Genomic DNA, 24,140 nt, shown 5'->3' on the forward strand with positions numbered 1-24,140 from the left:
TATGCAGCGCCATGACAGAGTCATTCACAGATGAGGCGAGTCCGAGCGCATTTTGAGGAGGTGTGCAGAAATGAGCCCCGACATCATTACGTCCGTCATCGGCGATGTTGTCACTGCCATGCAGAACTGCGAGGCCGGCCTGCTGGAGGTCGTTACCGCGATCTTGTAACACGAAGAAACCGCTCCAATTCCGTTGGGGCGGTTTCTCCATTACTCGCACCTCGAACAGGGGCACTCTATGCACACGGCAGCGGAAGGCCGGACCGGCCATCTTTCTCTGGAGCCGGACCACGTCGAAGAATTCATAGGGCGATTTCCCGAGGACCGCGTCCCGTCACTGGCGGCTTTTCGCGACGCGGAGATCTACCGTGAAGCCACCCACACCGCCCGGCTCAGCTTCCCCGACACCTTGGAAGCCGCGAATGAACTGCTCGACGCTCCCGGCATCGCAGCGGCGCAAATCAGCTTCCCAGCCATGGAGCAACTGGGCCCACAGGCGGAAACGCTTCTCATGGCCACGTTGGCTGTATCCATCGGCGGCTGCATGGTCCAGGCATGCATCGACAGCCGAAACCGCACACCATTCGAGCTCACGAAAACATCACCGGCCAATCATGAAAGGCTGGTGTCCGCCGGGTTGTCTCATTTCGGCCTGGGCGACGTCCATGGTTTCCACACCGACATAAGGGTGGACCCGGAGACTAGAGCGGTTTTCGTCCCCAACCGGATCGTGCTGCACAATATCTATATCGGCTTCGAGCAGCCTGGGGACCTGCTCTGGGTGCCCGTTCACAGCTGGCCCGATCGCAAAGAATTCAGAACAGCGTTCGGTGTAGGCCGGCCCTACACGATGAAGCTGACGCCAGACGCACGTGAAGGCGATGACCTGGCCGCTGTCGACATCAAGCAGATTTCGGTTCCTGTCTTTTCGACGACATCCGCACACGAGGAATTGGTCTGCGTGAACGGTGTGATAACGGCGGATGCCGCGCAACCGGATCTCCCGGCCCGTATGCAGTCCTCACTCGCCCGGTCTCCAGGCCGCATTGCGTTGCCGCAGGCCACTCGTCAGGTCATCATCCTGGCCAACCAATATGGTCTCCACGGCCGGGACATGTTCAAGGACCCGACAGACGGCATCCGTGTCCATCTCCGCATGATGGACGCCAGGGGAACTCGCTTGGGCACACCGTGAGCGTCGGGGATAGAAGCATGTTCTCGAGTGGTACAGCGAACGGAACGCCCGATCTGGTGATCATCCCGCCCAGGTATGACCACCTTGCGCGAACCGCTCGCGGACAGTGGTGGAGAGGGGTGATGGGCACCCTGATCGTGGCCTGCGGCCTGTTCGCATCCACGTTCCTGGTGTTGCTCATGGCGACCGCCGTGGCTCCCGCCTTCGACATCCCGACGCCCCTGACCGTGGAGGCTCTGTACCGCCACGAAAGCTTCGGCCTCGCCGTCATGCTGCTGTCGGTCGCGCTGGTTCTCCCCGTCGTCCTCGGCTCCGCACGGTTCGTACAGGGCCGCAGGCCAGGTACGCTCTCCTCGATCACCGGACGGCTGCGCTGGCGGCAGCTGTTGCGCTACGCCGGCCTCGCCGTGGTTTCACTGACACTCGGGGTCATGACGCAGGCGATCGTCTTCCACGCCACAGGCTTGGGCTCCCCCATCGATTTCGGCTGGGCCGGCTGGGACCGGGCGGTCCCAGCCCTGACCGTCATCGTGCTCCTCGTGCCCTTCCAGGCCACGGCCGAGGAATACATGTTCCGCGGCTGGCTCATCCAGGCGTTCGGGACCCTGATGAAAAGCCCGTGGCCGGGAATCGTGGCTGGTTCGCTGCTTTTCGCCTCACTCCACGGATATACCGGCTGGGGACCGGTCGATGTCTTCAGTTTCGGAATGGTGATGGGCTGGCTGACCGTACGCACCTGCGGACTCGAAGCCGCGATCGCGATGCATGTCCTCAACAACCTCGTGGCATTCGCGCCAGGAGCTGCGGCTGGAGAGTTGAGTGAGGCGATGCGGCAAGGCGCGGTTCCTTGGCAGTCACTCACGGGCACAGCTGTTCAGCTGTCGTCCTATGTCGTGGCCGTAACCCTGTGCCTCAAGACAAGGCCACGTTGATCATCACGTCCCACCGCTGTCGTTGGTCAGCCAAATCGCCGATCGCCCCTCCGCGGACGTGACGAGACTCGATCCGGCTCACCGGCAGTGGATCGCGTCCAGGCCGGGCGGTGTAGTTGGGGTCGTGGCCATCAGGGCCTCCGCGGGTGTCGGGGAATGTCGTCTTGCACGGGGGTCGGGTGGTGCCTGGCGCGGCGGGGCCCTGGTCAGGTGCGCTGATCGCGCAGGGTCTGCAGCAGGTCGGCGGGCGGCCCGGGTTTCGGCGGCCGCGGCCTGCTGTGCGGCGGTCGGCGCCGCAGCTTGGGCGGCGGTGAGCTGCCCGCGCAGCTGTTGTTTGGCGGCGGCCAGGTCCTCCAGCAGTCGGTGAGCTCGCCGGCGTTCTGCTCGCGCTCGCGGTCCAGCTCCGCGCGTGCCTGACCAGCCGCGGCTTCAGCGGCCGCCGTGACCTGCTCGGCGGCCTCAGCCTGGGTGCGGGACGTCCTTGGGGACGTCGTCAGCGGCGTCGTCGGAGTGCTGGGCCTGAGCTCGGCGGCGAGGTCGTAGTCGTAGGGCTCGCCGCGGGCCAGCCGCGCGGCGCGTATCTGCTCGCGTTCGGCGTCGATGATCCCGGTCAGGTACTCCCACCGGCTGACCCGCTGGACCGCGCCGCGGGCCAGATCGTGCTGCAGCACGATCCGAGACGCGCGGCCCATCTCCTCCTTGGCCACCAACGGGTGCCCTCGCCTCCCAGGGCACGCCGGCCCAGCAGGCGTTCTCGGCGATCTCGACGGCCGCGCGGCGGGCGCGCGAGCCAGGCCGGTGCGGCCCGTCGGCGACGCCGGTGTCCACGGCCGGCCAGGTGGCAAGGCCACGTGGTGCCAACCCGCCCACGCGGCACTGCGCCGCCTCATCGCAACGGCCCACATCGCTGATCGATCGCCTCTCCACACGCTCGAATGCCTTCGCGCCGCACCCCATCATGCTCGGCATGCTGGGGTCGATGGTGCCTGACGTGCCTTAAACGACCTTCATGCGACTGACCAGCAGATTCGTATGACAACCCCAGATAATCCATCGCAATACGACGGGATGGAAGGCCGCGATCAGAGCGGTCCGAGGAGGTCATGCGGATCGGCGTCGAGGTCCAGCGTTGACAGGACGCCCAGGAGTTCGCGCTCCTCGTACCGGAAATGGGACTCCATGATCGCGGAGAGGCCGTCCAGGTGCATGGCCAGCTCGCTCGGCGTGGCGTCCGAGGTGATCGCGCGGTCGAACCGCCCGAGCAGCATCGCGATCATCTCGTGGTCCTGCTGGAGCTTGGCGATCGTGGGCCGCAGCGACGGATGGCGCGCGGACAGTTCGGGAAAGAGCCCGACGTCTTCGCGCACGTGATGCCCGTCGAGGGCGGCACAGAATCCCTTGCAGTACAGCAGGAGGTCTGCCCGTGCCGAGGCGGTGTCCCCGGCTTCCAGGGATTCGCGCGCGAGGCGCAGTGCTCGATGCAGGCGTTGATGCGCCGCCTGCAGTTCAAGGTTCCAGGCTATGAGCCTGTTCTTCTCGCTCTCACCCACGGGTGAGGAACGGGGAAAGGGTCATCATGACCACCTTCCGGATCCGACGCCTCCATGCCTGACGCAGTCCGCCACCGACACGCGACGCTGCCTGGAACTCTAAACGACGGCCCCCAGACGATCAACTCAGGCCGGCCGTCCCACAACATCGGTGTTCGTCACCTTCACCGCCGCCGCCCAGGTCCCGGCCGCGGTCACCATCGCGTTGCTGGGCGGCTTCGGCTTCGCCATCGCACCGGGGGTCCAACGTCGAGGTGAAGCGCTACCGCTATTGGCCGCCCGGGGCTCAGCCGCGGGCGCTCGTCCAGTGTGCCGCGGCTCAGCCGCGGGCGGCTTCCTCCATGACCTTGCGCCTGTCGCGTTCGAACGACGTCCTCGCCCTGAGCGTGAGGAGCCCGCCGGCGACCATCGGGATCACCAGGATGTACATCCCGGCGAGCAACGACCCGAGCCGGTCCGAGGCGATGCCGACGACCAGGGAGCCGAAGGCGCCGCCGCCCGTGATGAGCAGTTGCAGGACGGCGAAGCCGAGGCCGCGTCCGGCGGCCGGGACCACGTCCGCCAGGCACGCCGTCATGTTCGGGATCGCGATGGCCATCAGCGAGCTGGCCAGCAGGGCCAGCACGGTCATCGCGCCGATCGACTCCATGGACAGCGCTCCGGCCAGGACCAATGAGCCGGCCGTGATACCGCTGCCGCCGGCCAGCAGGCGGCCGCCCTTGCGGGTGCCGTGCCACTTCCTGCCCAGCCACGACCCGACCAGGGTGTCAGTCAGCGTGCCCGCGACCGTGATCAGTCCGCTCAGCGAGCCCGCCGCGGCCGTGCCGATGCCGAGTGTGCGCACCATGAACGTGGGCAGCCAGTAGAAGATCCCGGCCAGGCCGAGGGTGAGCAGGGACAGGCCGGCGCAGACGAAGACCAGGGTGGGGATGGCGAGGACCTGCCGGAACTGCCGCCAGAACGGCGGCTTGGCCAGGGGCGCGGCGGAGGCGGTGGAAGTAGACGTGGCGGAGGCCGCGTAAGCGGGCGCGAGGGAGGCCGGGGACGCGTCGCCGGCCGCCACCAGGCGGTCGAGCTCGCCGCGGCGCGGCTCGCGCAGCAGCCAGACGAGCAGGGCCGTGAGCACGCCCGGCACCACCATGACGAGGAACGCCGTACGCCACGAGAACGCCTCCGCCAGAACCCCGCCCAGCAGTGTCCCGACGCCCCCGAGGTGCATGGTGACGCGCGTGAGCCCATACGCCTTCGCCCGGCTGACCGGCGGATAGTAGTCGGCGAGCAGGCTCCCGGAGGCGGGGTTGTCGATGTTCTCAGCCGCCGCCAGCAGCACGCGCATCAGGTAGAACATCACGAACCCGGTGGCCAGGCCGGAGCCCAGCGTGGCGATCGCCCAGACGAGGACGACCACCGCGATGATCCGGGTACGGCTGAGCCGGTCCGCCAGATACCCGGCGGGCAAGGCCACGACGGCCGCCGCCAAGGCGGCGGCCGTCGGGATCGAGCCGGCGGCGGTGTCGCTGAAGCCCCATTCGCGCTGAACGGCAGGGAGCACGCCGATCAGCAGGTTGTGCTCGATCCGGTCCACGAATCCGACGATGAACAGGACGACCAGCGGCGCCCAGCCGAACGGCGCGCGCGAACGCGCGTCGATGGTGCCGGTGCGGGGCGAACCCAACGTCCCGACCATGCCCACCCTTCCGTAGGAGATTCTAGAATTCGCCGGACTGATCGCTGCACACGCGGCCGCTGTCAGGGACGGGTTGCCGACGGCCGCGGCGCGCAAGCTCGTGTTGATCCAGCGCGCGGCGGCGACCTACATCGAGGACCGGAACGCCCGAGCGGTCAACGGTCTCGACTGACGCTGCCCTCCGCACCGCTGTGTGACGGTGGTGGTGTCGGCAGCCTGGGCGGCATTCGCGACCCGCTTTACCTTGCCGACCGCGTCACGACCCGATGGCCGGTCACAACCTGCCGAGGGCCTTGGCCAGCGCGGTCGCGGTGGAGGCGATCACCTTGTCATCGTGCGGGGTGTTGTTGAGGTTGCGGTTGGTGAACACCGACAGGATGATCGGCGCGTTCGATCCGGGTGTCCAGACGATCGCCAGGTCGTTGGCGGTGCCGTAGTTGCTCGCGCCGCCGGTGCCGGTCTTGTCGCCGACCGTCCAGTCCTTGGGGAGTCCCGCCTTGATCCGATTGGCGCCGGTGAGGCTGGCCTTCAGCCAGCCGACCAGCCGCGCTCGGTCGCGGGTGTGGAGGGTCTTACCGGTGGTGAGCTTGGTGAAGGTCTGTGCGGCCGCCGCGGGGGTGGTGGTGTCGCGCTCTTCACCGGGCTTCCACTCGGTCAGCCTGGGCTCCGTTCGGTCCAGGCGACTCGTCCGATCCCCGGTGGCGCGGAAGAACTCGGTCAGCCCGCGCGGCCCGCCGATCTGCTTCAGCAGCGTGTTGCCCGCGAAGCCGTCGGATTTGGTGATCCCGGCGCGGCACAGCTGTGCGGGTGTCATGCCGGTGTCGGTGTATTCGGTGGTCTCTGGGGAGTTCGCGGTCAGCTCGGCCATCTCGGCAGGCTTCCAGCGAATCACCTTGTCCATCAGCCCGGGGTCGCTGGTGCGCGCTTTGTGCAGCACTGCCGCGCACGCGAACACCTTGAACATGGAGTTGAACGGGAAGCGCTCGTCGGCCCGGTAGCCGACCGTTCTACCGGTCCCCAGGTCGATGCCCACCGCGCCGATACGCCCGTCGTAGGACTTCTCGAGTTCCTGCAGCGTCATGTTCAGGTCGGAGCCGGAGGGGGCGTTGCTCCCCGTCTGGGCGGCGACGCTGGAGGTACTCGTCTTGCCGGTGACGGCACCCGCCGCATAGGCGGGGCCGCCCAGCAGCGCAGAAGCGGTCAATATCACGACCGCTGGTCGCAGTCGGAGATGTCGTGTCATGCCGAAGAGAAGATCAGAAACTACCCAGGGACGTCCAATATTGATATGAATCATCCCGCCATATCGATATGGATATCAATAGTCGCCTCCAGCGCAAATGACGCCAGTGAGTGAGACGTGCCCAACGCTCCACTTTGGGCTCATGGCGGCTACCCGAGTGTCAGGCCAGGAAGGCCGCTTCATGTTCGCGGTCCTGGCCACGGCTGTCGAGTACGAGATGGAAGACACTGGGCCGTCGCCCTATTGGGCGGCCGGGGTCATGAGTCGTTGGCCGGTGACGAACTCGCTCCACAGCGCGAAGTCGAGCCGTCTCGGTGGCGCTTCGACGTAGCTGACCGATCCGCGGGCGGCTCCGAAACTGAGGGTGAACCGGGTCGTGGCGCCGCGGTCCTGGGGCGGCGTGGCATTCGGCGGGAGGATCTCGTCGAGCGCGATTCGATATTTCTTCTGGTACGGCGGCGCGGCCCGCTCCAGCGTCTGCGGGAGAACGGTCTTGCTTGCGGGGATGGACACGAGCACGAGGGGCGTGCCGTCCGGTGTCCGCCCGTTGAACGCGAGCACTTCCTGCGTGCCGGCCGAGCCGTGATACCGCGCCGAGCCCGATCCGACCCGCGACCCGGACGGGCACGCCGCGGGCCCCCACTCGCGCAACGCAGCTTCGTCGCAGACGGGGAACGCCTCCGGGCGGAGCCGTACCGACCGGTCGAAGAGGAACACGAAACGCCTCGCCGCCGCGGGCTTCTCTCCCGATTCCGTACGGCTGCGCCGGTCGAAGGTGATGGTGACGCCGTTGTGACCGCCCCCGTCCGGGGCCACGTCGACGTCGAGCGTGTCGAGGTTCTCCGGGCCGCCGACCGGTGGTTCGTACGGCCGGTCCGGTCCCGCGGGCGCGGGATCCGGCAGGACCGCGCCCGTGATGGTGACCGCCATGAGAAGGTTCGCCAGTTGAAGGATCATGGCATCAATGGTGGGCGGCGGACGGAGTCGCACCCATGGCCGGATTTATCCTGGGCACCGCGGTACCACCCTGACGAGAGAAGAATGACCGATACTGGCGAGATGGACCGGCGTGCCGAGCTGAGTGAGTTCCTCCGGAACCGGCGTGCCCGCCTGAAGCCAGAACAGGCAGGCATCCAGCCGTTCGGCGGGCGGCGCCGCGTGCCCGGTCTCCGCCGCGAGGAACTCGCCTACCTGGCGGGCATGAGTGTGGACTACTACATCCGTCTCGAGCAGGGCAAGGTCCGGAACGTCTCCGAACCCATCCTCGAGGCTCTCACCCGGGCCCTGAGCCTCAGCGAAGACGAGCGCGCCTACCTCCGCAACCTCGTCAAACCGAGCCACAGGCGGCCCGTCAGCCGCCCGAAGGTGCTCCCCGGTCTGTTACGACTGCTGGACATGGCCGAGGGCGTACCCGCCTATGTGGTCGGCCACCGGGCCGATGTGCTGGCGTGGAACGGCCTGGCATCCGCGGTCTTCACCGATTTCGCCGCGCTGTCTCCTCGCGACCGCAACTGGGCCCGGATGATCTTCCTTAACCGCTCCGTCCAGGCCGTTTTCGCCGACTGGACATCAAAAGGCCGGGATACCGTCGCCTACCTGCGCGTCCAGGCGGCGAGCCACCCCGGCGACGCCGAACTCGCGGCGCTCGTCGGCGAATTGTCGGTCAAGAGCGACCACTTTCGCACGTGGTGGGCCGCCCACCACGTGCGCGATCATGCCCGTGGCCGGAAGCGGTTCATCCATCCGCTGGTGGGTGAGATGACGCTCGACTTCGAGTGTCTGAGACCCGCCGATGGCGGCGATCAGACGCTGGTGGTGTACACCGCGGAGGCGGGGGCGGCGTCCGAGCGGGCGCTTCGCCTGCTCGCCAACTGGGGCGCGGATGCCGCCACCAGCGAGCCCAAGACCGGGAGACTGTAGGAGAGTTGCATGTGGGTTCAGCTGACCGCCTTCATCGGCCTGTCGATCGTCGTCATCTGCACGCCGGGCCCGGATACGGCGCTCACGATGCGCAACGCGTTCTCCGGCGGGCGCCGCGGCGGCATCTGGACCGCGGCGGGTGTCGCCACCGGCCAGGCGATCTGGACGGTGGCCACCGGCCTCGGCATCGCCGGGCTCATCCACGCCTCGGAACCGGCGTTCCTGGCGATGAAGTTCGCCGGCGCCGCCTACCTGGTCTACCTGGGACTGCAGTCGTTGCGGGCGGCCTGGCGCGGGGGCGACCGCCCCGCCGTCGCGGGCGGGCCGCTCCTGCGCGTGACCCCGGGCCGGTCGCTGCGCCAGGGGTTGATCAATGACCTGGCGAACCCCAAGATGGCCGCGTTCTTCATGAGCCTGCTGCCGCAGTTCGCCCCAGGCGGGGACTTCGTGACGATGGTGCTGCTCGGCCTGCTGTTCTCACTGATGACGTTCGCGTGGCTGACGTGCTACACCATGGCGATCGACAAGGCGCGGGCGCTGTTCGACCGCTCGCGGGTGCGGCGTGCCATGGAGGCCGTCACAGGCGCGGTGCTGTTGGGTTTCGGTGTCCGACTGGCCCTCTCCCAGCGCTGACGCCGTTCCCCTTGCGGCCGAACGCGCCGGGACCCGCGTGGAACAGGCCGATGAGGAGGACACCCGTGCTGACGGCGGCGAAGGACCACTCTGGGTGCCGATCGATGTGCGCCCACCACAGCAGCAGGCCGCCGAGGACGAGGCCGGCCCAGCCCGCGAGGAAATTGGGGATGGGGCCGTTTCCCAGCGCGCACGGATAGCTCGTCCTCGTGATGCCGCGAATGAGATGGGGCACTCCGTTGCCCGCGATGAGACCGCGAGAAAGCTGAGGATGAGTGTGTGCCACATTGGAAGGCTCCTGATCCTTTTGGGGTGATAGGGCTGCACGGCTTCCCGGCGTTCCGCGGAGGTAGCCTCCAAACATGCTCCATGGGCGGGAAGAGGAACTTCAGGCGTTGAGCGGCCTCGTTTCCGACACTCGCCGTGGCCGGGGCCGAGCCCTCGTGTTGCGGGGCGAGGCCGGGATCGGGAAGACCACGCTGCTGCGGCGGGCGGTCGCGGAGGCCGGGTCCGATGTGCGAGTGGTCAGCTGCTCGGGCGTGCAGGCCGAGCTTCCGCTGGCCTTCGGAGGGCTGCACCAGTTGCTGTCCCCCCTGCTCGACCTGCTGCCTGAGCTACCGGAGGAGCAGGCCACGGCGTTGCGCAGCGCGTTGGGCCTGTCCACCGCGTCCACCGCCGACCTGCCGGTGCGCGTCGCCGCGCTCTCGCTGCTACGACGGGCCGCGCAGGAGATCCCGCTGCTCGTCGTCGTGGACGATCTGCAGTGGCTCGACCGGGCCAGCGCCGGGGTCGTGCTGTTCGCCGCCCGCCGGCTCGACGGCCTTCCCATCGGCCTCCTCGCCGCCCAGCGGGAGTCCGAGGGTGCCGTGGAGATCCGGGAACTTCCCCGGATCGCGCTCCTCGGGCTTGCCGACGAGGCCGCCTCCGCGCTGCTCGACGAGCAGGGGTGGGGGTCACCCGGGCCTGCCAGGCGCGCGATCGTCGCGGCCGTCGGCGGCAACCCGCTGGCGCTGGAGGAGGTGGTACGGCTCGGCGATCCGTCCGAGGTGGCGGAGCAGATCGTCCTTACCGGTACGGCCCCGGTCGGCCGGCGGCTGCGCACGATCTTCGCGGAGCGGACCAGGGATCTTCCCGAGCCGGTCCGTACCCTGCTCCTGGTGGCCGCCGCCGAGGACAGCGGCCGCACCGACATCGTGCTGGGTGCGGCCGGCCGGCTCGGGGCCGCCGCCGGAGCGCTCGACGCGGCCGAGCGCGCGGGACACCTGGACCTCCAAGGGGACCTCCAAGGGCTCCGGTTGCGCTTCCGGCACCCGCTCGTGCGCGCCGCCGTGTACGCCGACGCCTCCGCGCAGCGCCGGGCGCGGGTCCACCGGGCTCTCGCCGACGAACTGGCGTCGTCGCCGGAGCCGGCGCGGGGCGAACGGGCCGTGTGGCATCGCGCGCTCGCGGCGACGGCACCCGACGACCGGCTCGCGGAGATGCTGGAGGCCGGTGCGGCGGAGGTGAAGAGGCGGGGTGGTCTGGCCGCCGCGGCGGCCGTCCTGCACCGGGCCGCCCAGATGAGCACGGCCCCGCGGCAGCACACCAGGCGGCTGGCCGCGGCGGCGGACTCCGCCTGGAAGTCGGGCAGTCCTCTCCTCGCGCGCTCGCTGCTGCGGGAGGCGCTGGCCCGGCCCGCGGACGACGCCACCCGGCTGGAACTGCTCCGGCTGCAGGGCATGATGGAGCTCTGGGACGGCGACCAGGAGGCGGCCGTCGCGCGGCTGCTGCACGTCGCAGAAGTGATTACCGAGGAGCACCCCGAGAACACCGCGCGCGCGGTCGACCTGATGTTCATGGCCGTGGACGGGGCGTTGCGCGCCGACCGCACGGACGAGTCGCTGCGCGCCGCGGCGCGGATAGAGGCCGCGGGCGCCCTGGACCCGGGATATGCCAGATACGGCCGGTGGCTCGCGGATTCTCTCGCCGACCGGCCCCGGCACGGGCTGTCTCCGTGGCAGCTGTTCGAGGCCGCTCCGTCGTCTCTCTCTCCTGACCAGGCGCTCCGCTGGGTGTGGGCGGCGGCGCTCGCGACGTTCGGGGCACTGCCCCGGCAGGCCCGCGCCTTCGCCCTGGAGGCGTGCGCGCACCTCGAGGCCACCGGGATGCTGGCCGTCCATGTCCTGCTCCTGTCCTGGCTCGCGGAATTGGAGTACCACCTGGGAATGTGGCGGGACTGCGAGGCCCACGCGCTGGAAGGGCTGCGCGCGGCGCGGGACGTGGGGCAGTCCGTCCTGGAGGCGGATCTGCTGGCCCTGCTCGCCCTGCTGTACGCCGGGCGCGGGCAGGAGAACGAATGCCGCGAACATGCCGAGCGGGCCGTGGCGCTGGCGCTCTCGCGGGGCAACAGGTCGGCGGCGGCCACCGCGCAGTGGGCGCTGGGACGGCTGGCGCTGGGTGCGGACGACTACGAGGAGGCCTGCGAGCGGCTTGGGTCGCTCAACCGGCCTGGATCTCCGTTCGCCCACCGGCGGCTGGCGCGCCGCGCGGTCCTCGACGAGGTCGAGGCACAGGTGCGGGCAGGCCGGGGAGAAGGCGCGGAGCAGGTCGTACGGGCGTTCGAGCAGTGGTCGGAGCAGAGCACGCTGGGGTGGCCGCAGTCGCACCGGCACGCCCTGCGGGCCCTGCTGGCGGAGGGGAACGCGGCCGACAAGCATTTCCGGGCGGCTCTGGCGGCCCCGGGCGCGGCGGACGAGCCGTACACCCAGGCCCGTACGGCGATGCTGTACGGCGAGTGGCTGCGCCGCACCCGGCACGAGGGCGAGGCCAGGGGGCAGCTGCGGCACGCGGTCGAGGTGCTGGAGGGTCTCGGCGCGGAGCGGGAGGCGGAACGCGCCCGGCTTCAACTGCGGGCGGCCGGGGGTGTGGCCCGGCGGCGCGGTGATCCCACCGCGCGACTGACGGTTCAGGAGTCGCAGGTCGCGCGGCTGGCCGCGGCGGGGCTGAGTAACCGGGAGATCGGTGCGCGGCTCTCGGTGAGCCCGCGGACCGTCGGCTACCATCTGTACAAGATCTTTCCCAAGCTGGGGATCAGCAGCCGCTCCCAGCTGCGCGACGCCGATCTGTAGCCTGATCCCGCCCACCTCAGCTCACCAGCTTGTCCGGGGTGATGGGCAGCTCGCGGATCCGCTTGCCCGTGGCGTGATAGACGGCGTTGGCAATGGCCGCGGCGACACCGACCGCGACCACCTCGCCCATCCCTTTGCTGCCGTGCGGGTGGGCGATCGTGTCGGGTTTATCCACGAAGAGCACGTCGATGTCGGGGACGTCTGCGTTAACCGGGATGTGGTAGTCGGTGAACGCGGGGCCGACGTACCGCCCGGAGACCGGGTCGGGCACCAGCTGCTCCATCAGCGCCCAGCCCATGCCGAACACGATGCCGCCCTGCGCCTGGTTCCGTGCCGCTTTGTGGTTGGTGACCCGGCCGATGTCGAAGACGCCGACGTGCCTGGTGACCCGGACGCGCGGCAGCCGGGGGTCGACGCGCACCTCGGTGAAGTGCGCGCCGAAGGTGGCCACCGCGTGCGACGTGCGCGGCGTGTAGTTCCCCTTGCCCAGGACCGGTTTTCCGCCGTTGCGGGCCAGCAGGGCGCGGTAGGTCTCCCCGCGCCCTGGTTTCTCCCGATGGAACAGCCTGCCGTCATCCGCCTCGATCTCGTCCTGCGGCAGCCCGTGCAGGGGCGATTCGGGGTCCGTGACGGCCATGCGTACGGCGGTCGTACGGGCCTGCTCCGCGGCGAGATGGACCGCGGAGCCGGTGTACCCCGTCGCCTTCGAGCCGCCGTTGCCCGGGGTCCTGGGCAGCCTCGTGTCACCCGCCCGGACATCGACCCGGCCGAGGGGCACGCCGGTGCCGGCCGCGGTGATCTGGGCGACCATGGTGAGGCTGCCGGTCCCGATCTCCTGGATGGCCGTACGTACCTCGGCCGTGCCGTCCGCCCGGATCTCCACCTCGGCCTGTGTCGCCAGGGGATCGGGGAGTTCGCCGCGGACGGCGGTGGCCATGCCGTAGCCGACCAGGTCGTCGCCGTCGCGGAGCGAGCCCGGCTTGGCCGGGCGGCGCGACCAGCCGAAGCGCTCGGCGCCCAGATCGTAGGCCTCCAGCAGGTTCTTGTCGCTGTACGGCCTGCGGGTGAGCGGGTCCTTTTCCAGGTGGTTGCGGCGACGCAGGTCCAGCGGGTCCATGCCGAGACGGTAGGCCAACTCGTCCATCGCGCACTCCAGGGCGAAGGAACCAGGCCCGTCGCCCGGCGCGCGGAGGTTGGCGGACGGGCTGATGTTCACCTTCGCGACCCGCGTGGTGACCGACAGGACGGGCGCCGCGTAGGTGGAGGCCGTCGAGACGACCGCGGGATCCGGCCGGTCGCCGCGCACCTCGGTCGCGTTGACGACGTCGTGGACGATCACCGCGAGCTTTCCACCGGCGTCGGCGCCGAGGCGGAGGCGCTGGATGATCGGCGGCTGATGACCCGTCGCGGTGAAGGCCTGCTTGCGCGTGAGAACGAGCTTGACCGGCCGCCGCACGGCTCGCGCGGCAGCGGCGGCGAGCAGGCTGTGGGCCCACGTGTCGGTCTTGTTGCCGAACGCCCCGCCGACGAGCGGGGACAGCACCCGTACGCGTTCGGGCGGCAGTCCGAACACGGCCGCCACGATGTCCCGGTGTTGGTGCACCTTCTGACTGCAGTCGCGCAGTGTGAGCGCGTCGCCCTCCCAGGAGGCGACCACGGCACCCGGCTCCAGCGGGGCGTGGCTGTAGTGCGGCACGCGGTAGGTGGCGTCGACGCGCACCGCCGCGCCCTCCATCGCCGCCCCCGGGTCGGCGCCCTCGGGTAGCACCGCTCGCTGGGGGAACGGCGGCTGGATGAAGCGCCCGGTCGCGGTGTAGGCGTGAGGGAGCGCCTGGTCGAGGGTGGGCACCGGCCGGTGCCTCTCGTAGTCGACGGCCACAAGCGACGCCGCGTACTCGGCCTGCGCCAGTGTCTCGGCGACGACGACGGCAAGGTATTGCCCGTAGTAGGAGATCCGGTCATCGGCCAGCGGGAAACGGGCCTCCATGAATGTGGCGTCCTCGGGAGTGCCCCGCCACGGCATCCGGTCACGGTGGGTGAGTACGGCGAGCACACCGGGCGCGGTCGCCGCTCGCGCGGTGTCGATGCGGCGCACCCGGCCCGCGGAGACGGTGGAGGCGACGAGGACGGCGTGGGTCATGCGGGGCAGCCGGGCGTCGGCGGTATACAGGGCCGCACCGGTGACCTTGTCATGTGCCTCCACCCGGTCCACGGGCGCGCCGATCCCCGACTTCGGCACCTCGGTCGTCCTGGATGTCATCGGTCACCTTTCAGCTCGGTGAGGGCTCGCCGTACGACTTCCTGGGCGAGGTTCACCTTGTACGTGTTGTCGGGTCGTGGCGCGGCGCCGTCGGTCGCCGCCTTCGCGGCGGCGTCGATGGCGTCCTTGTCGAACGGCCGGCCGTACAGCGCCCGCTCGGCGGCCCGCGCCCGCCACGGCTTGGGCGCCACGCCGCCGAGCGCGATCCTGGACGAGCGGATCCTGCCGCCGCGCAGTTCCACGGCGACGGCGGCGGCGGTAAGAGCGAAGGCGTACGAGGCACGGTCCCGGAATTTGACGTAGTGGGAACGCTCGGAGAAGGCCCGCGGCGGTAGCTCGACGGCGAGGACGAGCTCATCGCGGCGCAGTGTGACCTCCTCGGCGGGGGTATCGCCGGGCAGCCGGTGCAGCGCGTCGATGGGAATGCGGCGCTCCCCGCCGGGCCCGCGTACCAGGATCTCGGCGTCGAGTGCCTGCAGGGCGACGGCGCAGTCGGAGGGATGTACGGCGACGCACGCTCGGCTCGTGCCCAGGATCGCCTGCCGGCTGCTGTCGCCGTCCAGCGCGGCACAGCCGGAACCGGGGTCGCGGCGGTTGCAGGCGAACTCGGGCACCCGGTAGTAGGGGCAGCGCACCCGCTGCAGAAGGTTGCCGCCGAAGGTCGCGCGGTTGCGGATCTGCGGGGACGCGCCGGACCGCAACGCCTCGGTGAGGACCGGGAAATCCCGCTCGATCCGCTTGTCGGAGACGGCGTTGCGGCACAGGGCGCCGATGCGGAGCCCTCCGTCCGGTCGTTCGGAGACCTCGGCGAGATCGAGCCCGTTGATGTCGATCAGGTGGCTCGGCCGGCGGATCCCGTCGCGCATCAAGGTCGTCAGGTCGGTGCCGCCGGCGATGACGGTGGCCGTGGGATTGCCGGCGAGCACCCGGATCGCCTCGTCGAGGCTGCGGGGCCGTACGTACTGGAAGGGGTCCATGCCTATCTTTCCTTCGCCATCTCGGTGGAGGCGGACTGGATGGCGTCCCGGATGTTGCAATAGGCCGCGCACCTGCAGAGGTTGCCGCTCATCCCCTCCGGGATGCGGTCCTTCGCGATGCCGGGCTCCTCGGCGAGCAGTCCGACGGCGGAGACGATCTGTCCGGAGGTGCAGAAGCCGCACTGGAACGCGTCGTGGTCGATGAACGCCTGCTGTACGGGGTGCAGGCTGTCGCCGTCGGCGATCCCCTCGATGGTGGTGATCTCCTGCGCCTCGTGCATCACCGCGAAGGTCAGGCACGACAGCACCCGCCGCCCGTCCAGTAACACCGTGCAGGCCCCGCATGCGCCCTGGTTGCAGCCCTTCTTCGGGCCCGTGGTGCCCGCTTCGTCGCGCAGGGCGTCGAGCAGGCTCGTGCGCGGGTCGATGGCCGCCGCCACGTGCCGTCCGTTGACGGTAAGAGAGATCGGGCGCGGCGGGGCGGAACTCACCGTGGCGGCGGGCAGGTGGCCGAGGGTCAGGGCGGCTCCGACGGCTGCACTCCCGCGCAACACGGTGCGCCTGGTGGGGTTCTGGGACGACTCATCCGACATGCGTGCTCCTTTCGGGACACGCTCAGCCTCTCCGGCTCCCCCGAAGCCCTGCATCTGTCACTCTGACTGGTCGCCGACCGCGGCCCATCCGCGTGCGGGCCGGCGGTGACCCGCCGTCCGGCCATGGTCAGCTACGGCCGGCCAGCCGGCGGACGACCGATCCGAAGGCGGCCACGGGCTGATCGGTCCGGTCGTGCGGCCAGCACATCGCGATGCGTAGCGGCGGGATGTCGTGGACGGGCCGCCAGGCCAGGTCAGGTCGGCCGTAGTGCCGGCTCATCGACTCGGGACCGATGCAGACGGCCGACCCGGATGCGACGTGTTCGAGCATCTCCTCGACGTTGTCGTTCTCCGGACCCCAGATCGGCGCGCGTCCATCCGGGCGGGGGTTCACCGCCCACCAGTCGACCCAGTGCCTCGGGGCCCGGCGGGTCCACACCAACGGCTCATCGGATAGGTCGAGGATCGAGATCGTCTCGCGCTCGGCCAGTCGGTGCCCGGCGGCGATGCCGACCATGCGCCCCTCGACGGCGACGATCTCGGTGTGCAGTCCGGTCGTGTCGGCTGGGAGCCACGCAAAAGCGACGTCGACGAGCCCCTCATGCAGCGCAGCGACCTCACCGCCCCACTCGAAGCGTTTCGGCTCGACGGAGAAGCCGGGGTGCAGCCGCCGGAATTCGGCGTAGGCCTGGGTGGCCAGCGAACCGGCCCCTGAGGCCTCGAAGCCGACCCGCAGAATGCGTGCTGTGGCGGCGGCGACAAGCCGTGCCGTGCGCTCGGCGGCCCGCCAGTCGGCGATCAGTTGCCGGGCGAGGGGGAGGAATGCCTCTCCTGCGGTCGTGAGCGACACCTGCCGGCTGGTCCGCTCGAAGAGCGGCGTGCGAAGGTCTTCTTCCAGGCGGCGGATTCCGCGGCTGAGGACCGGCTGGGAGACGAAGAGCCGTTCGGCGGCTCGCGTGAAGTTGAGCTGTTCGGCCAGCTCGATGAAGTAGCGCAGGGCACGCGTGTCCACATCCATGCGACTGCCTCCCGCGCCCATCCCAAGGGCGATCTATGCGTTCACCGTATAGAAAGAGGTCTTGGACGTGACCCGGGAGAAGGAGGTTTTCTAGATCTCGCGGGATCACGAGGCCAGGCGGCCGCCGCGCCGGCGTTCCGGTGAATCGGGCCCCGGTTACTCTCGGGGGCGCCTGCCACGTGCACGAACTCCCTTCTCGATCCCGCTGCCACCCATCCTGGAGGACGACCATGTCACTCGATCCACGTGCCGAACGCCGCCGCCCGTCGCTCTCCTCACCGCGGCGCGACGTCCTGATGGCGGGGGCCGCCGGCCTCATGGCCGCCGCCCTTCCGGGCGGGGAAGCCGCCGCGCACACGGCGCCGTCCGGAGCCGGGCGCCACGGCGGCACCGGCGGGTTCGCAGGGAAGACCGTGCTCATCACCGGTGCGACTTCGGGCATCGGCAAGGCCACCGCCTACGCCTTCGCCTAGGAGGGCGCACGGGTGATGTTCTGTGGCCGGCGTACCGAGTTGGGACGGAGCAACGAGCGCGAGATCCGCGACTCCGGCGGAGAGGCGAGCTTCCGCCGGGCCGACGTACGCGAGGAATCCGACGTCGCAGCGCTGGTCACAGAGTGCGTGCGCCACTATGGCCGGATCGACATCGCCGTCAGCAACGCGGGCATCGAAACGCCCAGGCCCTCACCGTTGCACCAGCAGTCGGTACGCGACTTCGACGCAGTCTGGCGCACCAACGCCCGGGGCGTCTTCTTGTCCATGAAGTACGAGCTGCCGCGGATGCTGAGCCAGCGTCGCGGCGTCATCATCAACACGGCCTCGATCTCCGCCGAAGCCGGGTTCGCCACCATGCCCCGTATAACGCCAGCAAGCACGCCGTCGCCTCGCTCACCAAGGTCGCCGCATTGGAATACGCGGACAAGGGCATCCGCGTCAACGCTCTGGCGCCGGGAGCGGTGGACACCCCGATGCTGCGGCGCGCCGCCGAGGCGTTCGGGACCACCTATGCGGAAATCGCGCAGGGCTACCCGATCAAACGGATCGTTCATCCCGACGAGATCGCCCGCGTGATCATGTTCCTTGCCTCGGACGAGGCGTCCGCGGTGGTCGGAACAGACGTCGACGCCTCGGGCGGCTACCTGACCGGCTGACCGGCGATCGGATCGCACTCGGTGAGACGTCCGACCTACTGCGAAGCAGGGCGGAACAGGTCGCGCGCCAGCCGTACAAGATTGTCGACCAGAGGCGAGGTGTCCCCGATGCACCAGGCGAGGCTGGCCCGCTGAACATGGACGGCCTCGAGCGTGTCGCCGAACCCGAGGAGATCGCCGGGGCCGGTCAAGCGGGCACCTGGTAGAGGGCACCGTCGTCCCAGGTCGCCGTGTAGACGGCGCCGGCGGCGTTCACACCGAGCGCGACGGGCGAGCCGAGGCCGGACATGACCGCGACGGCGCTTCCGTCCGGCTCCACCCGTTTGATGGCGCCCGCCGCCCGGTCCGTGGCGAACAGGCGGCCGTCCCGACCGATGACCAGGCCGACGCCGAGCCCGTCGAAGTCATCGGAGTGCGTGGACACCCGGCCATCGCGGCCGATGCGTGACAGGATCCCGCCGTCGTAGTTGGCCACGAAGATCGTGCCCTGGGCGTCCTCGGCCACGCCGACAGGCGTGCTGAGCCCACCGGTCACTCTGCTGACCGTGCCGTCGGGGGCGACCCGCATGATCTCGTCGCTGGCCCGGTTGCAGACCAGCAGGTTGCCGCGCGAATCGAAGCTGATGCCCGCCGGGGTGTGAAACCCCGTCGCGAACTCCTGCCGCCGCCCTGCTGGGCTGATCCGGTAGACGGTGTCGCCGGAGTAGCTGGCGACGTAAAGGTTGCCCTCGGTGTCCAAGGCCAGCCCGGCGGGCGAGGACACCTCCGCGAACGTCGAGCGCGCGCCGTCCGGGGTGACGCGTTCGACCGTCCCGCCCGACCAGTTGGAGACGTACAGCGTCCCATCCGGAGCGAACGCCAGGCCGGTCGGCGCTGAGAAGCCGGTGTGGATCGCCACGGGTGCGGCGCCAGCGGACGACGAACCGGGCGACGGGGCGCCCGTACGGGGCGTCCGGCTCGTCTCGCCCGTACACCCGACCGTCGCCGCCAGCAGAATCACGCCCAGGAGACGCCGTACGAAGTTCACCCGCGCGCCGCCGGATCCGCAGAGCAGGCGCTTGGCACACGTGCTTCCCCTCCCACCAGGCCAGCCCAGGGATCGAAGGTGTTGGTGGTGCCGATCCGTTGCCGCGGTCACTTCTCCCCCAGGAGGGCTCGGTAGTGGGCGATCTTCTTGTCCAGTGCGCGCATACTCGATCGCAAGCTCCGCAGGCGCTGGTCAACGACCTTGCGATGGTCGCTCAGCAGTTCCAGCCTGGCGGCGATGCTCTCGTCGCCGGCCCGGCGCAGTTCGGCGAACAGCTTCATGTCGGCGATCGACATGCCCGTGTCGCGCAGGCGCATCAGGAAGGCGAGCCACTCCATGTCGGCCGTCGCGTACCGGCGCACGCCGACTCGGCTGCGGCGGACGGGTTGGATGAGTCCGGCCTTCTCGTAGTAGCGCAGGGTGTCCGCGGACAGGCCGGTCCTGCGCGATACCTCGGTGATCGACAAAGTCTCCGCGTCATCGTTCGGCTGTGGCGATGCTGGCATGGGAACACGCTAGGAGTTGGAGCGCACTCCACCGCAAGCCCGCCCTCTACCAGGGCAAACGCGCACTGCAGAATCCGGAGTCTGGCACAGATTCCGTGATCTCCAGATGGACTCGGCCCGGAACCTGTTGATCACGTTGCGTGATCGTCTCAGAGCTTTGGAAGTCTTCTCCCTCACCTGGCCGGTTTCTGAATCGAGCGAATCTTCCGCACCGGTAAGTCGGTACGGATCCAGGCCAGAACGGGCACGTCGCAGGCAGCGTGTCCGGCGTGCGGCGGGGTGTCGGAGAGGTTCCACAGCCGATACGAGCGGCAGCCGTAGGAATCTGGATGGGAGATCGGCTCGACCTTCGGTCATCCCACATCTTCAACGAACCTGCAGGCCAGTGACGGCGCGGCCGATGATCAACCGCTGGATCTCCGACGTCCCCTCGAAAATGGTGTAGGTCTTGGGGGATCCCTCCCGCCACCAGCACTAACAGCGCCATCAAGCCGCTGACCTGGTATTTTGCACGACGTCGTTCTGCAGCGTCACGCGCTTCCTTTCATCCTCTGACGGAACAGCGACGGAACAGACTGGCGTCGGCGGTGAGGAACTCCGCCACGTAGGAGTGCTGGGCCGCGTCGATGCCCGCGATGCGCCAGGTGAGGCCGGTGAGCTTGACCGAGGTGACGGTCAGCGGAGGCCGCGAGGGAGGCCCTCACGAAACACGGAGAGCTGGAGGAGCGAGCGCGTACTGACAAGACACAGGCGAGTACCGACGAATCTCAGGCCCAGACCCAGCTCGACATTCTCGATCAACGCCGCAGGGACGGCGTCGCCCGCGGTCACCTGCCCAGCCACACCCTCCCACTCCAAAGCCACTTCGAGGAGGCTGCTCTCTGACTGGCGATCTCCGATTGGTGCCGTCACAGCTCCGCGAGAGGCACCAGCGGCGCGTACTCGGCCTCTCTCGTGCTGAGGAGTCCTCAAGGATGCGTTGATGCAGCCGCTGCAATTCGCCTCCTGGCTCTATGCCCAATTCCCTCCGATGCCCGAGACGTTCCCTATCGGGATCTCACTCAGCCATCGGGGGAATGTTCCCCCAGTACTCGTGCAGCGCGCTGATTCGCTCACCCGTCACGCTGACGATGATCGTCTCCCAGTTGAGGTAGCCGGTCGTGGAGGTGGAAGCGCCACGGGAGTCGTACTCGTAAAGCACCCGATCGCCCATGGTGGTGACGTTTCGCCGCCGGCCGTACACCCGATCGCCATTGTCCGCGTGGAACTGTGCCCATGCGGCGACGGCCTGCCGCCCGGCCTCTCCCTCGTGGTGTCCTCGCCATTGGCCTTGGGGGAACCAGAAGGAGAAGCGCGGCGTCAGCATGGCCAGGAACGGCTCCCATTCGCCGGTGCGCCAGCCGTGATCGAAGCGGTCCATCGCCCGGTCGGCCACGCGCCGCACACCACCGGCGCCCTCGGAGGAGTCGTTCGCCAAGGCGCGGGATGGAATGGACAGTACAGCTGCGCCCGCGAGGGTGCCGACGGCGGCCCCGAGCAAGGTCCGTCGGGAACCGGTTTCGGGACGCTGTGTGGAAGGATCATCGGTCATCGGGGTATCGCCTCTATCGATCATGAGATGGTATTAGAGCAAGAGCAACCGAAAGATGGTGTAAACAGGGGACGAGTTTCCCCGCGAGAACGGCCATCGCTCACGCATGGGGAACTACGGATGCGGTGAAGAATTCAGCAAGTCGTCAGTCGTCGTTGCGGCAGGTCGGGCGATCGCCCTTTCCCGTCGGTCAGCGCATCCGGGCCGTTCCAGTGGATCTGGCGACTGCGGAGGAAAGGCTGTCCACCAGATGCCGTCTGACGTGCAGTGCGGCATCGCTGGAGGCAGGACAGAGAATTCGCGAGACGGTGCTCGTACCGGCGGCTTCGGGTGTCAGCCGGTGAGGTAGCCGCCCGACGCGTCGATGTCCGTGCCCAGCACGGCGGTCGCGTCGTCGGAGGCCAGCCACATCACCACCCTTGCCATCTCCTGTGGCCGTACGATCCGCTTGATCGGGTAGTCCTGCGCGATCTGCTCGTACGTCACCCCGAACGCCTTCGCCGCCCGCTCCAGCATCGGCGTGTCCACGGCGCCGGGGGCCAGCGCGTTGATCCGGATGTTCTTGTCGGCGTACTCCAGCGCGGCCACCTTCGTCAACGACGCCACGGCGTGCTTGCTCGCGTTGTACGGCGAGATCGTCGCGAACCCCACCTCGGCCGAGATCGAGGCGGTGTTGACGATGATCCCGGCGCCCTGCCGGAGCATGTGCGGGATCTCGTACTTCATCGCCAGGAACACCCCGGCCGCGTTCGTGCGCCAGACCTGCTCGAAGTCGCTCAGCGTCTGCTCGTGCAGCGGCGCCGCCTTCGGGCTCTCGATTCCGGCGTTGTTGAAGGCGATGTCGACGCGCCCGTACCGGCGTACGCAAGTGGCCACGAACGCCCGCACGTCATCTTCCTTCGACACGTCGGCCCGCATGTACGTTGCCTCACCGCCGAACTGTTGGATCTCCCGCTCGTGGCGGCGGCCGAGCTCCTCACGCCGCCCGCAGAAGAACACCTGCGCTCCCTGCCTGGCCAGCTCGTACGCGGTGGCCTGCCCGATGCCCGACGTGGCGCCGGTGATGAGCACCACCTTGCCGGCGAAGCGCCCTCGGGGGTCGGCCCTGCCGGTGGACGGGGCGGGCGGGTTCTGGGTGTTGGCCAAGGCGGGCGCTGCCGTGGAAACGACGCCGGCGGCCAGCGCCACCGCGCCCGTGGCGCCGGTCGTGAGGATCGCCCGCCGCGACGGCTGCGGCTGTTCGGTCATGACGTCTCTCCGCTTCGTGGGAATGGGATCGATCATCATGCTCGCCGGTGGACCACCTTATGGTCCAATACCTGTGGTTATAACCATCGGTTATCGCGCGTCGACGAGCAGCCGCCTGGCCGCCACGTGGCCCACCCGAGCCCCAGTGCGCTCTGCCCCGCCCTGTCCCACGACCCGAAAGGGTCCTGCGGTGCGTCCCTCCTTATGGTGGCCAATGGCCGTGATCACCTACGTTGCCTGGCTGCCTGCGACGGTCATCACCCTCCTGCTGTCACCGCCCGAGCCATCCCGCTGGCGCGTCAGCACCATGGCCGCCCCACCGCCGCCCATGTCGCTGATCCACCGCATCATCGATGACATCAGTGACAGGTCCTTATTGCCGGTCGGGGTCACGCTGTGGTGCTGGCCTGGCTGGCGCTGCGCCGGCCCTCGGCCCGAGCCCAGTTGCGGATCGGCATGGCGGCTTTCGGGTGTCCTGCTCGCCGAGATGGCCTTTCACGAGGCCGACGAGATTCTCGACAACCTCCGCGCCGGGTCCTCGATGCCACCGCTCTGGGAGTACGACGTGGCCGGGCTCATCTGGTACTACGGTCCGTCGTTGCTCGTCATCGCCGCCACCTGGTCGGGGTTGCGGCAGGCCCGGGACATCAGCGAATTGCCCCGCCCTTACAGGCCGGCCCACCGGACCAAGGCCGCGCTCACCACGGTCATGGTCATGCTTCGTGTCGGCGACGAGGCGCCGCCACGGCCCGTCGAGACGCCGCCTCCAGCAGTGGCCGCGCCGCGCAGGAACCCGAGCCCACGCGGGAGCCCGAGCCCACGCGGGAGCCCGAGCCCACGCGGGAGCCCGAGATGGAAAGCATGGGGTGCCGTCCCAAGCAGCGCGGCCCGTGGTCCGCCGGCCGAACCGCCAGGTCACCGCCCGCGTGAACGCGGCCTGGACGCGCCTTGACCGATGGCTGGCCAAGAACGCGCCGCGCACCTATGAGGAGCTCAATCCGCCTACCACGCTCAGGGATATCGCCAAGGCCGAGGCCACGATGGGCGTGACCTTCCCCGATGATCTGAAAGCGTCGCTGCTGCGCCACAACGGCGCGGAGTTCGGCATGGGGTCATTCTTCTTCGTCTACCGCCTGACCCCGGTCGAGGAGATCGTGTGGGACTGGAAGATCAGCTGCGGACGTGTCCGAGGATGTGATGCCGTCGGGCTCCAAAGAGCCTCAGGGGTACGTCGACCCCGAAGGGTTCTGGTGGCACGGCAGCGCCATCCCGTTCGCGATGGACGGCGGCGGCGACAACCTGGTGCTCGACGGCAAGGGCCGGGTCGGCAGCTTCTTCCACGAGGAAGGCCTGACCTTCACCGGCAGCTGGGCCTGGCCGTCCTACGCGGACTTCCTCGAAGACGTCGCGCACGCGCTGGAGCGTGGGGAACCGCTCCGTGACTCGCCTCACAGCGTCGCACCGGAGGGCGACCTGGACTGGACCTACTGAAGCGCGTTCTCC

22 protein-coding genes and 2 pseudogenes are annotated in these 24,140 nt (G+C 69.2%); 10 read left to right on the plus strand and 14 right to left on the minus strand.

Translation table 11 applies throughout. The features are described 5' to 3' along the window. Nucleotides 1–238: 238 nt before the first annotated feature. Both Q9G87_RS19590 and Q9G87_RS19595 read left to right on the plus strand, forming a co-directional pair. Nucleotides 239–1,195: a hypothetical protein gene (locus Q9G87_RS19590; RefSeq protein WP_305917833.1), complete on the plus strand. Its 957-nt coding sequence runs from the start codon at nt 239–241 to the stop codon at nt 1,193–1,195. Between the two features lie 122 nt (nt 1,196–1,317). After that, a complete protein-coding gene (locus Q9G87_RS19595) occupies nt 1,318–2,127 on the plus strand; it encodes a CPBP family intramembrane glutamic endopeptidase (protein WP_305917834.1) in 810 nt (269 codons plus the stop codon). A gap of 206 nt (nt 2,128–2,333) precedes the next feature. On the opposite strand, the gene Q9G87_RS19600 is transcribed toward Q9G87_RS19595, so the two are convergent. The 5 genes from Q9G87_RS19600 to Q9G87_RS19620 form a co-directional block, all read right to left on the minus strand. Continuing rightward, the gene (locus Q9G87_RS19600) at nt 2,334–2,819 is read right to left on the minus strand and encodes a hypothetical protein (protein WP_305917835.1); all 486 of its coding nucleotides are present in this window, start codon (nt 2,817–2,819) and stop codon (nt 2,334–2,336) included. A gap of 390 nt (nt 2,820–3,209) precedes the next feature. Continuing rightward, nucleotides 3,210–3,677, minus strand: a complete 468-nt coding sequence (locus tag Q9G87_RS19605) for a hemerythrin domain-containing protein (RefSeq protein ID WP_305917836.1) — start codon at nt 3,675–3,677, stop codon at nt 3,210–3,212. 319 nt (nt 3,678–3,996) lie between these two features. After that, a complete protein-coding gene (locus tag Q9G87_RS19610; protein WP_305917837.1) occupies nt 3,997–5,364 on the minus strand; it encodes an MFS transporter in 1,368 nt (455 codons plus the stop codon). 274 nt (nt 5,365–5,638) lie between these two features. Beyond that, nucleotides 5,639–6,607, minus strand: a complete 969-nt coding sequence (gene bla, locus Q9G87_RS19615; RefSeq protein ID WP_305917838.1) for a class A beta-lactamase — start codon at nt 6,605–6,607, stop codon at nt 5,639–5,641. Between the two features lie 240 nt (nt 6,608–6,847). Continuing rightward, nucleotides 6,848–7,564 carry a hypothetical protein gene (locus tag Q9G87_RS19620; RefSeq protein ID WP_305917839.1) on the minus strand — a complete coding sequence of 239 codons (717 nt, stop codon included), beginning with the start codon at nt 7,562–7,564 and terminating at the stop codon, nt 6,848–6,850. A gap of 84 nt (nt 7,565–7,648) precedes the next feature. Between Q9G87_RS19620 and Q9G87_RS19625 the strand changes: the two genes are divergently transcribed. The 3 genes from Q9G87_RS19625 to Q9G87_RS19635 all read left to right on the plus strand — a co-directional run bounded on the left by Q9G87_RS19625 (nt 7,649) and on the right by Q9G87_RS19635 (nt 12,267). Next, the gene (locus tag Q9G87_RS19625; protein ID WP_305917840.1) at nt 7,649–8,527 is read left to right on the plus strand and encodes a helix-turn-helix transcriptional regulator; all 879 of its coding nucleotides are present in this window, start codon (nt 7,649–7,651) and stop codon (nt 8,525–8,527) included. Between the two features lie 9 nt (nt 8,528–8,536). Further along, nucleotides 8,537–9,160, plus strand: coding sequence for a LysE family translocator (locus Q9G87_RS19630; protein WP_305917841.1), 624 nt, complete (start codon nt 8,537–8,539; stop codon nt 9,158–9,160). A gap of 362 nt (nt 9,161–9,522) precedes the next feature. After that, nucleotides 9,523–12,267, plus strand: a complete 2,745-nt coding sequence (locus Q9G87_RS19635; protein WP_305917842.1) for an ATP-binding protein — start codon at nt 9,523–9,525, stop codon at nt 12,265–12,267. Between the two features lie 16 nt (nt 12,268–12,283). Here Q9G87_RS19635 and Q9G87_RS19640 read toward each other — a convergent pair whose 3' ends face one another. The 4 genes from Q9G87_RS19640 to Q9G87_RS19655 form a co-directional block, all read right to left on the minus strand. After that, nucleotides 12,284–14,527 carry a xanthine dehydrogenase family protein molybdopterin-binding subunit gene (locus Q9G87_RS19640; protein ID WP_305917843.1) on the minus strand — a complete coding sequence of 748 codons (2,244 nt, stop codon included), beginning with the start codon at nt 14,525–14,527 and terminating at the stop codon, nt 12,284–12,286. Beyond that, nucleotides 14,524–15,504, minus strand: coding sequence for an FAD binding domain-containing protein (locus Q9G87_RS19645; RefSeq protein WP_305917844.1), 981 nt, complete (start codon nt 15,502–15,504; stop codon nt 14,524–14,526). The genes Q9G87_RS19640 and Q9G87_RS19645 overlap by 4 nt, the downstream gene beginning before the upstream one ends. Nucleotides 15,505–15,506: 2 nt before the next feature. Beyond that, nucleotides 15,507–16,097, minus strand: coding sequence for a (2Fe-2S)-binding protein (locus Q9G87_RS19650; RefSeq protein ID WP_305917845.1), 591 nt, complete (start codon nt 16,095–16,097; stop codon nt 15,507–15,509). 127 nt (nt 16,098–16,224) lie between these two features. Next, nucleotides 16,225–17,115: a LysR family transcriptional regulator gene (locus tag Q9G87_RS19655; RefSeq protein WP_305917846.1), complete on the minus strand. Its 891-nt coding sequence runs from the start codon at nt 17,113–17,115 to the stop codon at nt 16,225–16,227. A gap of 230 nt (nt 17,116–17,345) precedes the next feature. Here Q9G87_RS19655 and Q9G87_RS19660 point away from each other — a divergent pair, with 230 nt between their 5' ends. Both Q9G87_RS19660 and Q9G87_RS19665 read left to right on the plus strand, forming a co-directional pair. After that, nucleotides 17,346–17,588 (plus strand): hypothetical protein, encoded by a 243-nt coding sequence (locus Q9G87_RS19660; RefSeq protein WP_305917847.1) that lies wholly within the window; start codon nt 17,346–17,348, stop codon nt 17,586–17,588. Between the two features lie 15 nt (nt 17,589–17,603). Next, nucleotides 17,604–18,265 (plus strand): annotated as a pseudogene (locus tag Q9G87_RS19665) (SDR family NAD(P)-dependent oxidoreductase). A 35-nt stretch (nt 18,266–18,300) separates the two neighbouring features. On the opposite strand, the gene Q9G87_RS19670 reads toward Q9G87_RS19665, so the two are convergent. From Q9G87_RS19670 to Q9G87_RS19690, 5 genes are all read right to left on the minus strand, one after another. Next, nucleotides 18,301–18,456, minus strand: coding sequence for a hypothetical protein (locus Q9G87_RS19670; protein ID WP_305917848.1), 156 nt, complete (start codon nt 18,454–18,456; stop codon nt 18,301–18,303). After that, nucleotides 18,453–19,292 (minus strand): Vgb family protein, encoded by an 840-nt coding sequence (locus Q9G87_RS19675; RefSeq protein ID WP_305917849.1) that lies wholly within the window; start codon nt 19,290–19,292, stop codon nt 18,453–18,455. The genes Q9G87_RS19670 and Q9G87_RS19675 overlap by 4 nt, the downstream gene beginning before the upstream one ends. A 107-nt stretch (nt 19,293–19,399) precedes the next feature. Then, on the minus strand, nt 19,400–19,798 hold the full coding sequence (locus Q9G87_RS19680) for a MerR family transcriptional regulator (protein WP_305917850.1): 399 nt from the start codon (nt 19,796–19,798) through the stop codon (nt 19,400–19,402). 1,057 nt (nt 19,799–20,855) lie between these two features. Further along, nucleotides 20,856–21,389 carry a nuclear transport factor 2 family protein gene (locus Q9G87_RS19685; RefSeq protein ID WP_305917851.1) on the minus strand — a complete coding sequence of 178 codons (534 nt, stop codon included), beginning with the start codon at nt 21,387–21,389 and terminating at the stop codon, nt 20,856–20,858. 333 nt (nt 21,390–21,722) lie between these two features. After that, on the minus strand, nt 21,723–22,637 hold the full coding sequence (locus Q9G87_RS19690) for an SDR family NAD(P)-dependent oxidoreductase (RefSeq protein ID WP_305917852.1): 915 nt from the start codon (nt 22,635–22,637) through the stop codon (nt 21,723–21,725). 220 nt (nt 22,638–22,857) lie between these two features. Between Q9G87_RS19690 and Q9G87_RS19695 the strand changes: the two genes are divergently transcribed. The 3 genes and pseudogenes from Q9G87_RS19695 (at nt 22,858) to Q9G87_RS19700 (ending at nt 24,128) form a co-directional block, all read left to right on the plus strand. After that, a complete protein-coding gene (locus Q9G87_RS19695) occupies nt 22,858–23,589 on the plus strand; it encodes a hypothetical protein (RefSeq protein ID WP_305917853.1) in 732 nt (243 codons plus the stop codon). Next, a pseudogene (locus tag Q9G87_RS60705) lies at nt 23,564–23,791 on the plus strand (SMI1/KNR4 family protein); the annotation flags it as partial. The gene Q9G87_RS19695 and the pseudogene Q9G87_RS60705, both read left to right, overlap by 26 nt. Before the next feature lie 28 nt (nt 23,792–23,819). Beyond that, a complete protein-coding gene (locus Q9G87_RS19700) occupies nt 23,820–24,128 on the plus strand; it encodes an SMI1/KNR4 family protein (RefSeq protein ID WP_305917854.1) in 309 nt (102 codons plus the stop codon). Nucleotides 24,129–24,140 lie beyond the last annotated feature (12 nt).

Source organism: Nonomuraea turcica (assembly GCF_030718205.1).
Taxonomy (GTDB): Bacteria; Actinomycetota; Actinomycetes; order Streptosporangiales; family Streptosporangiaceae; genus Nonomuraea.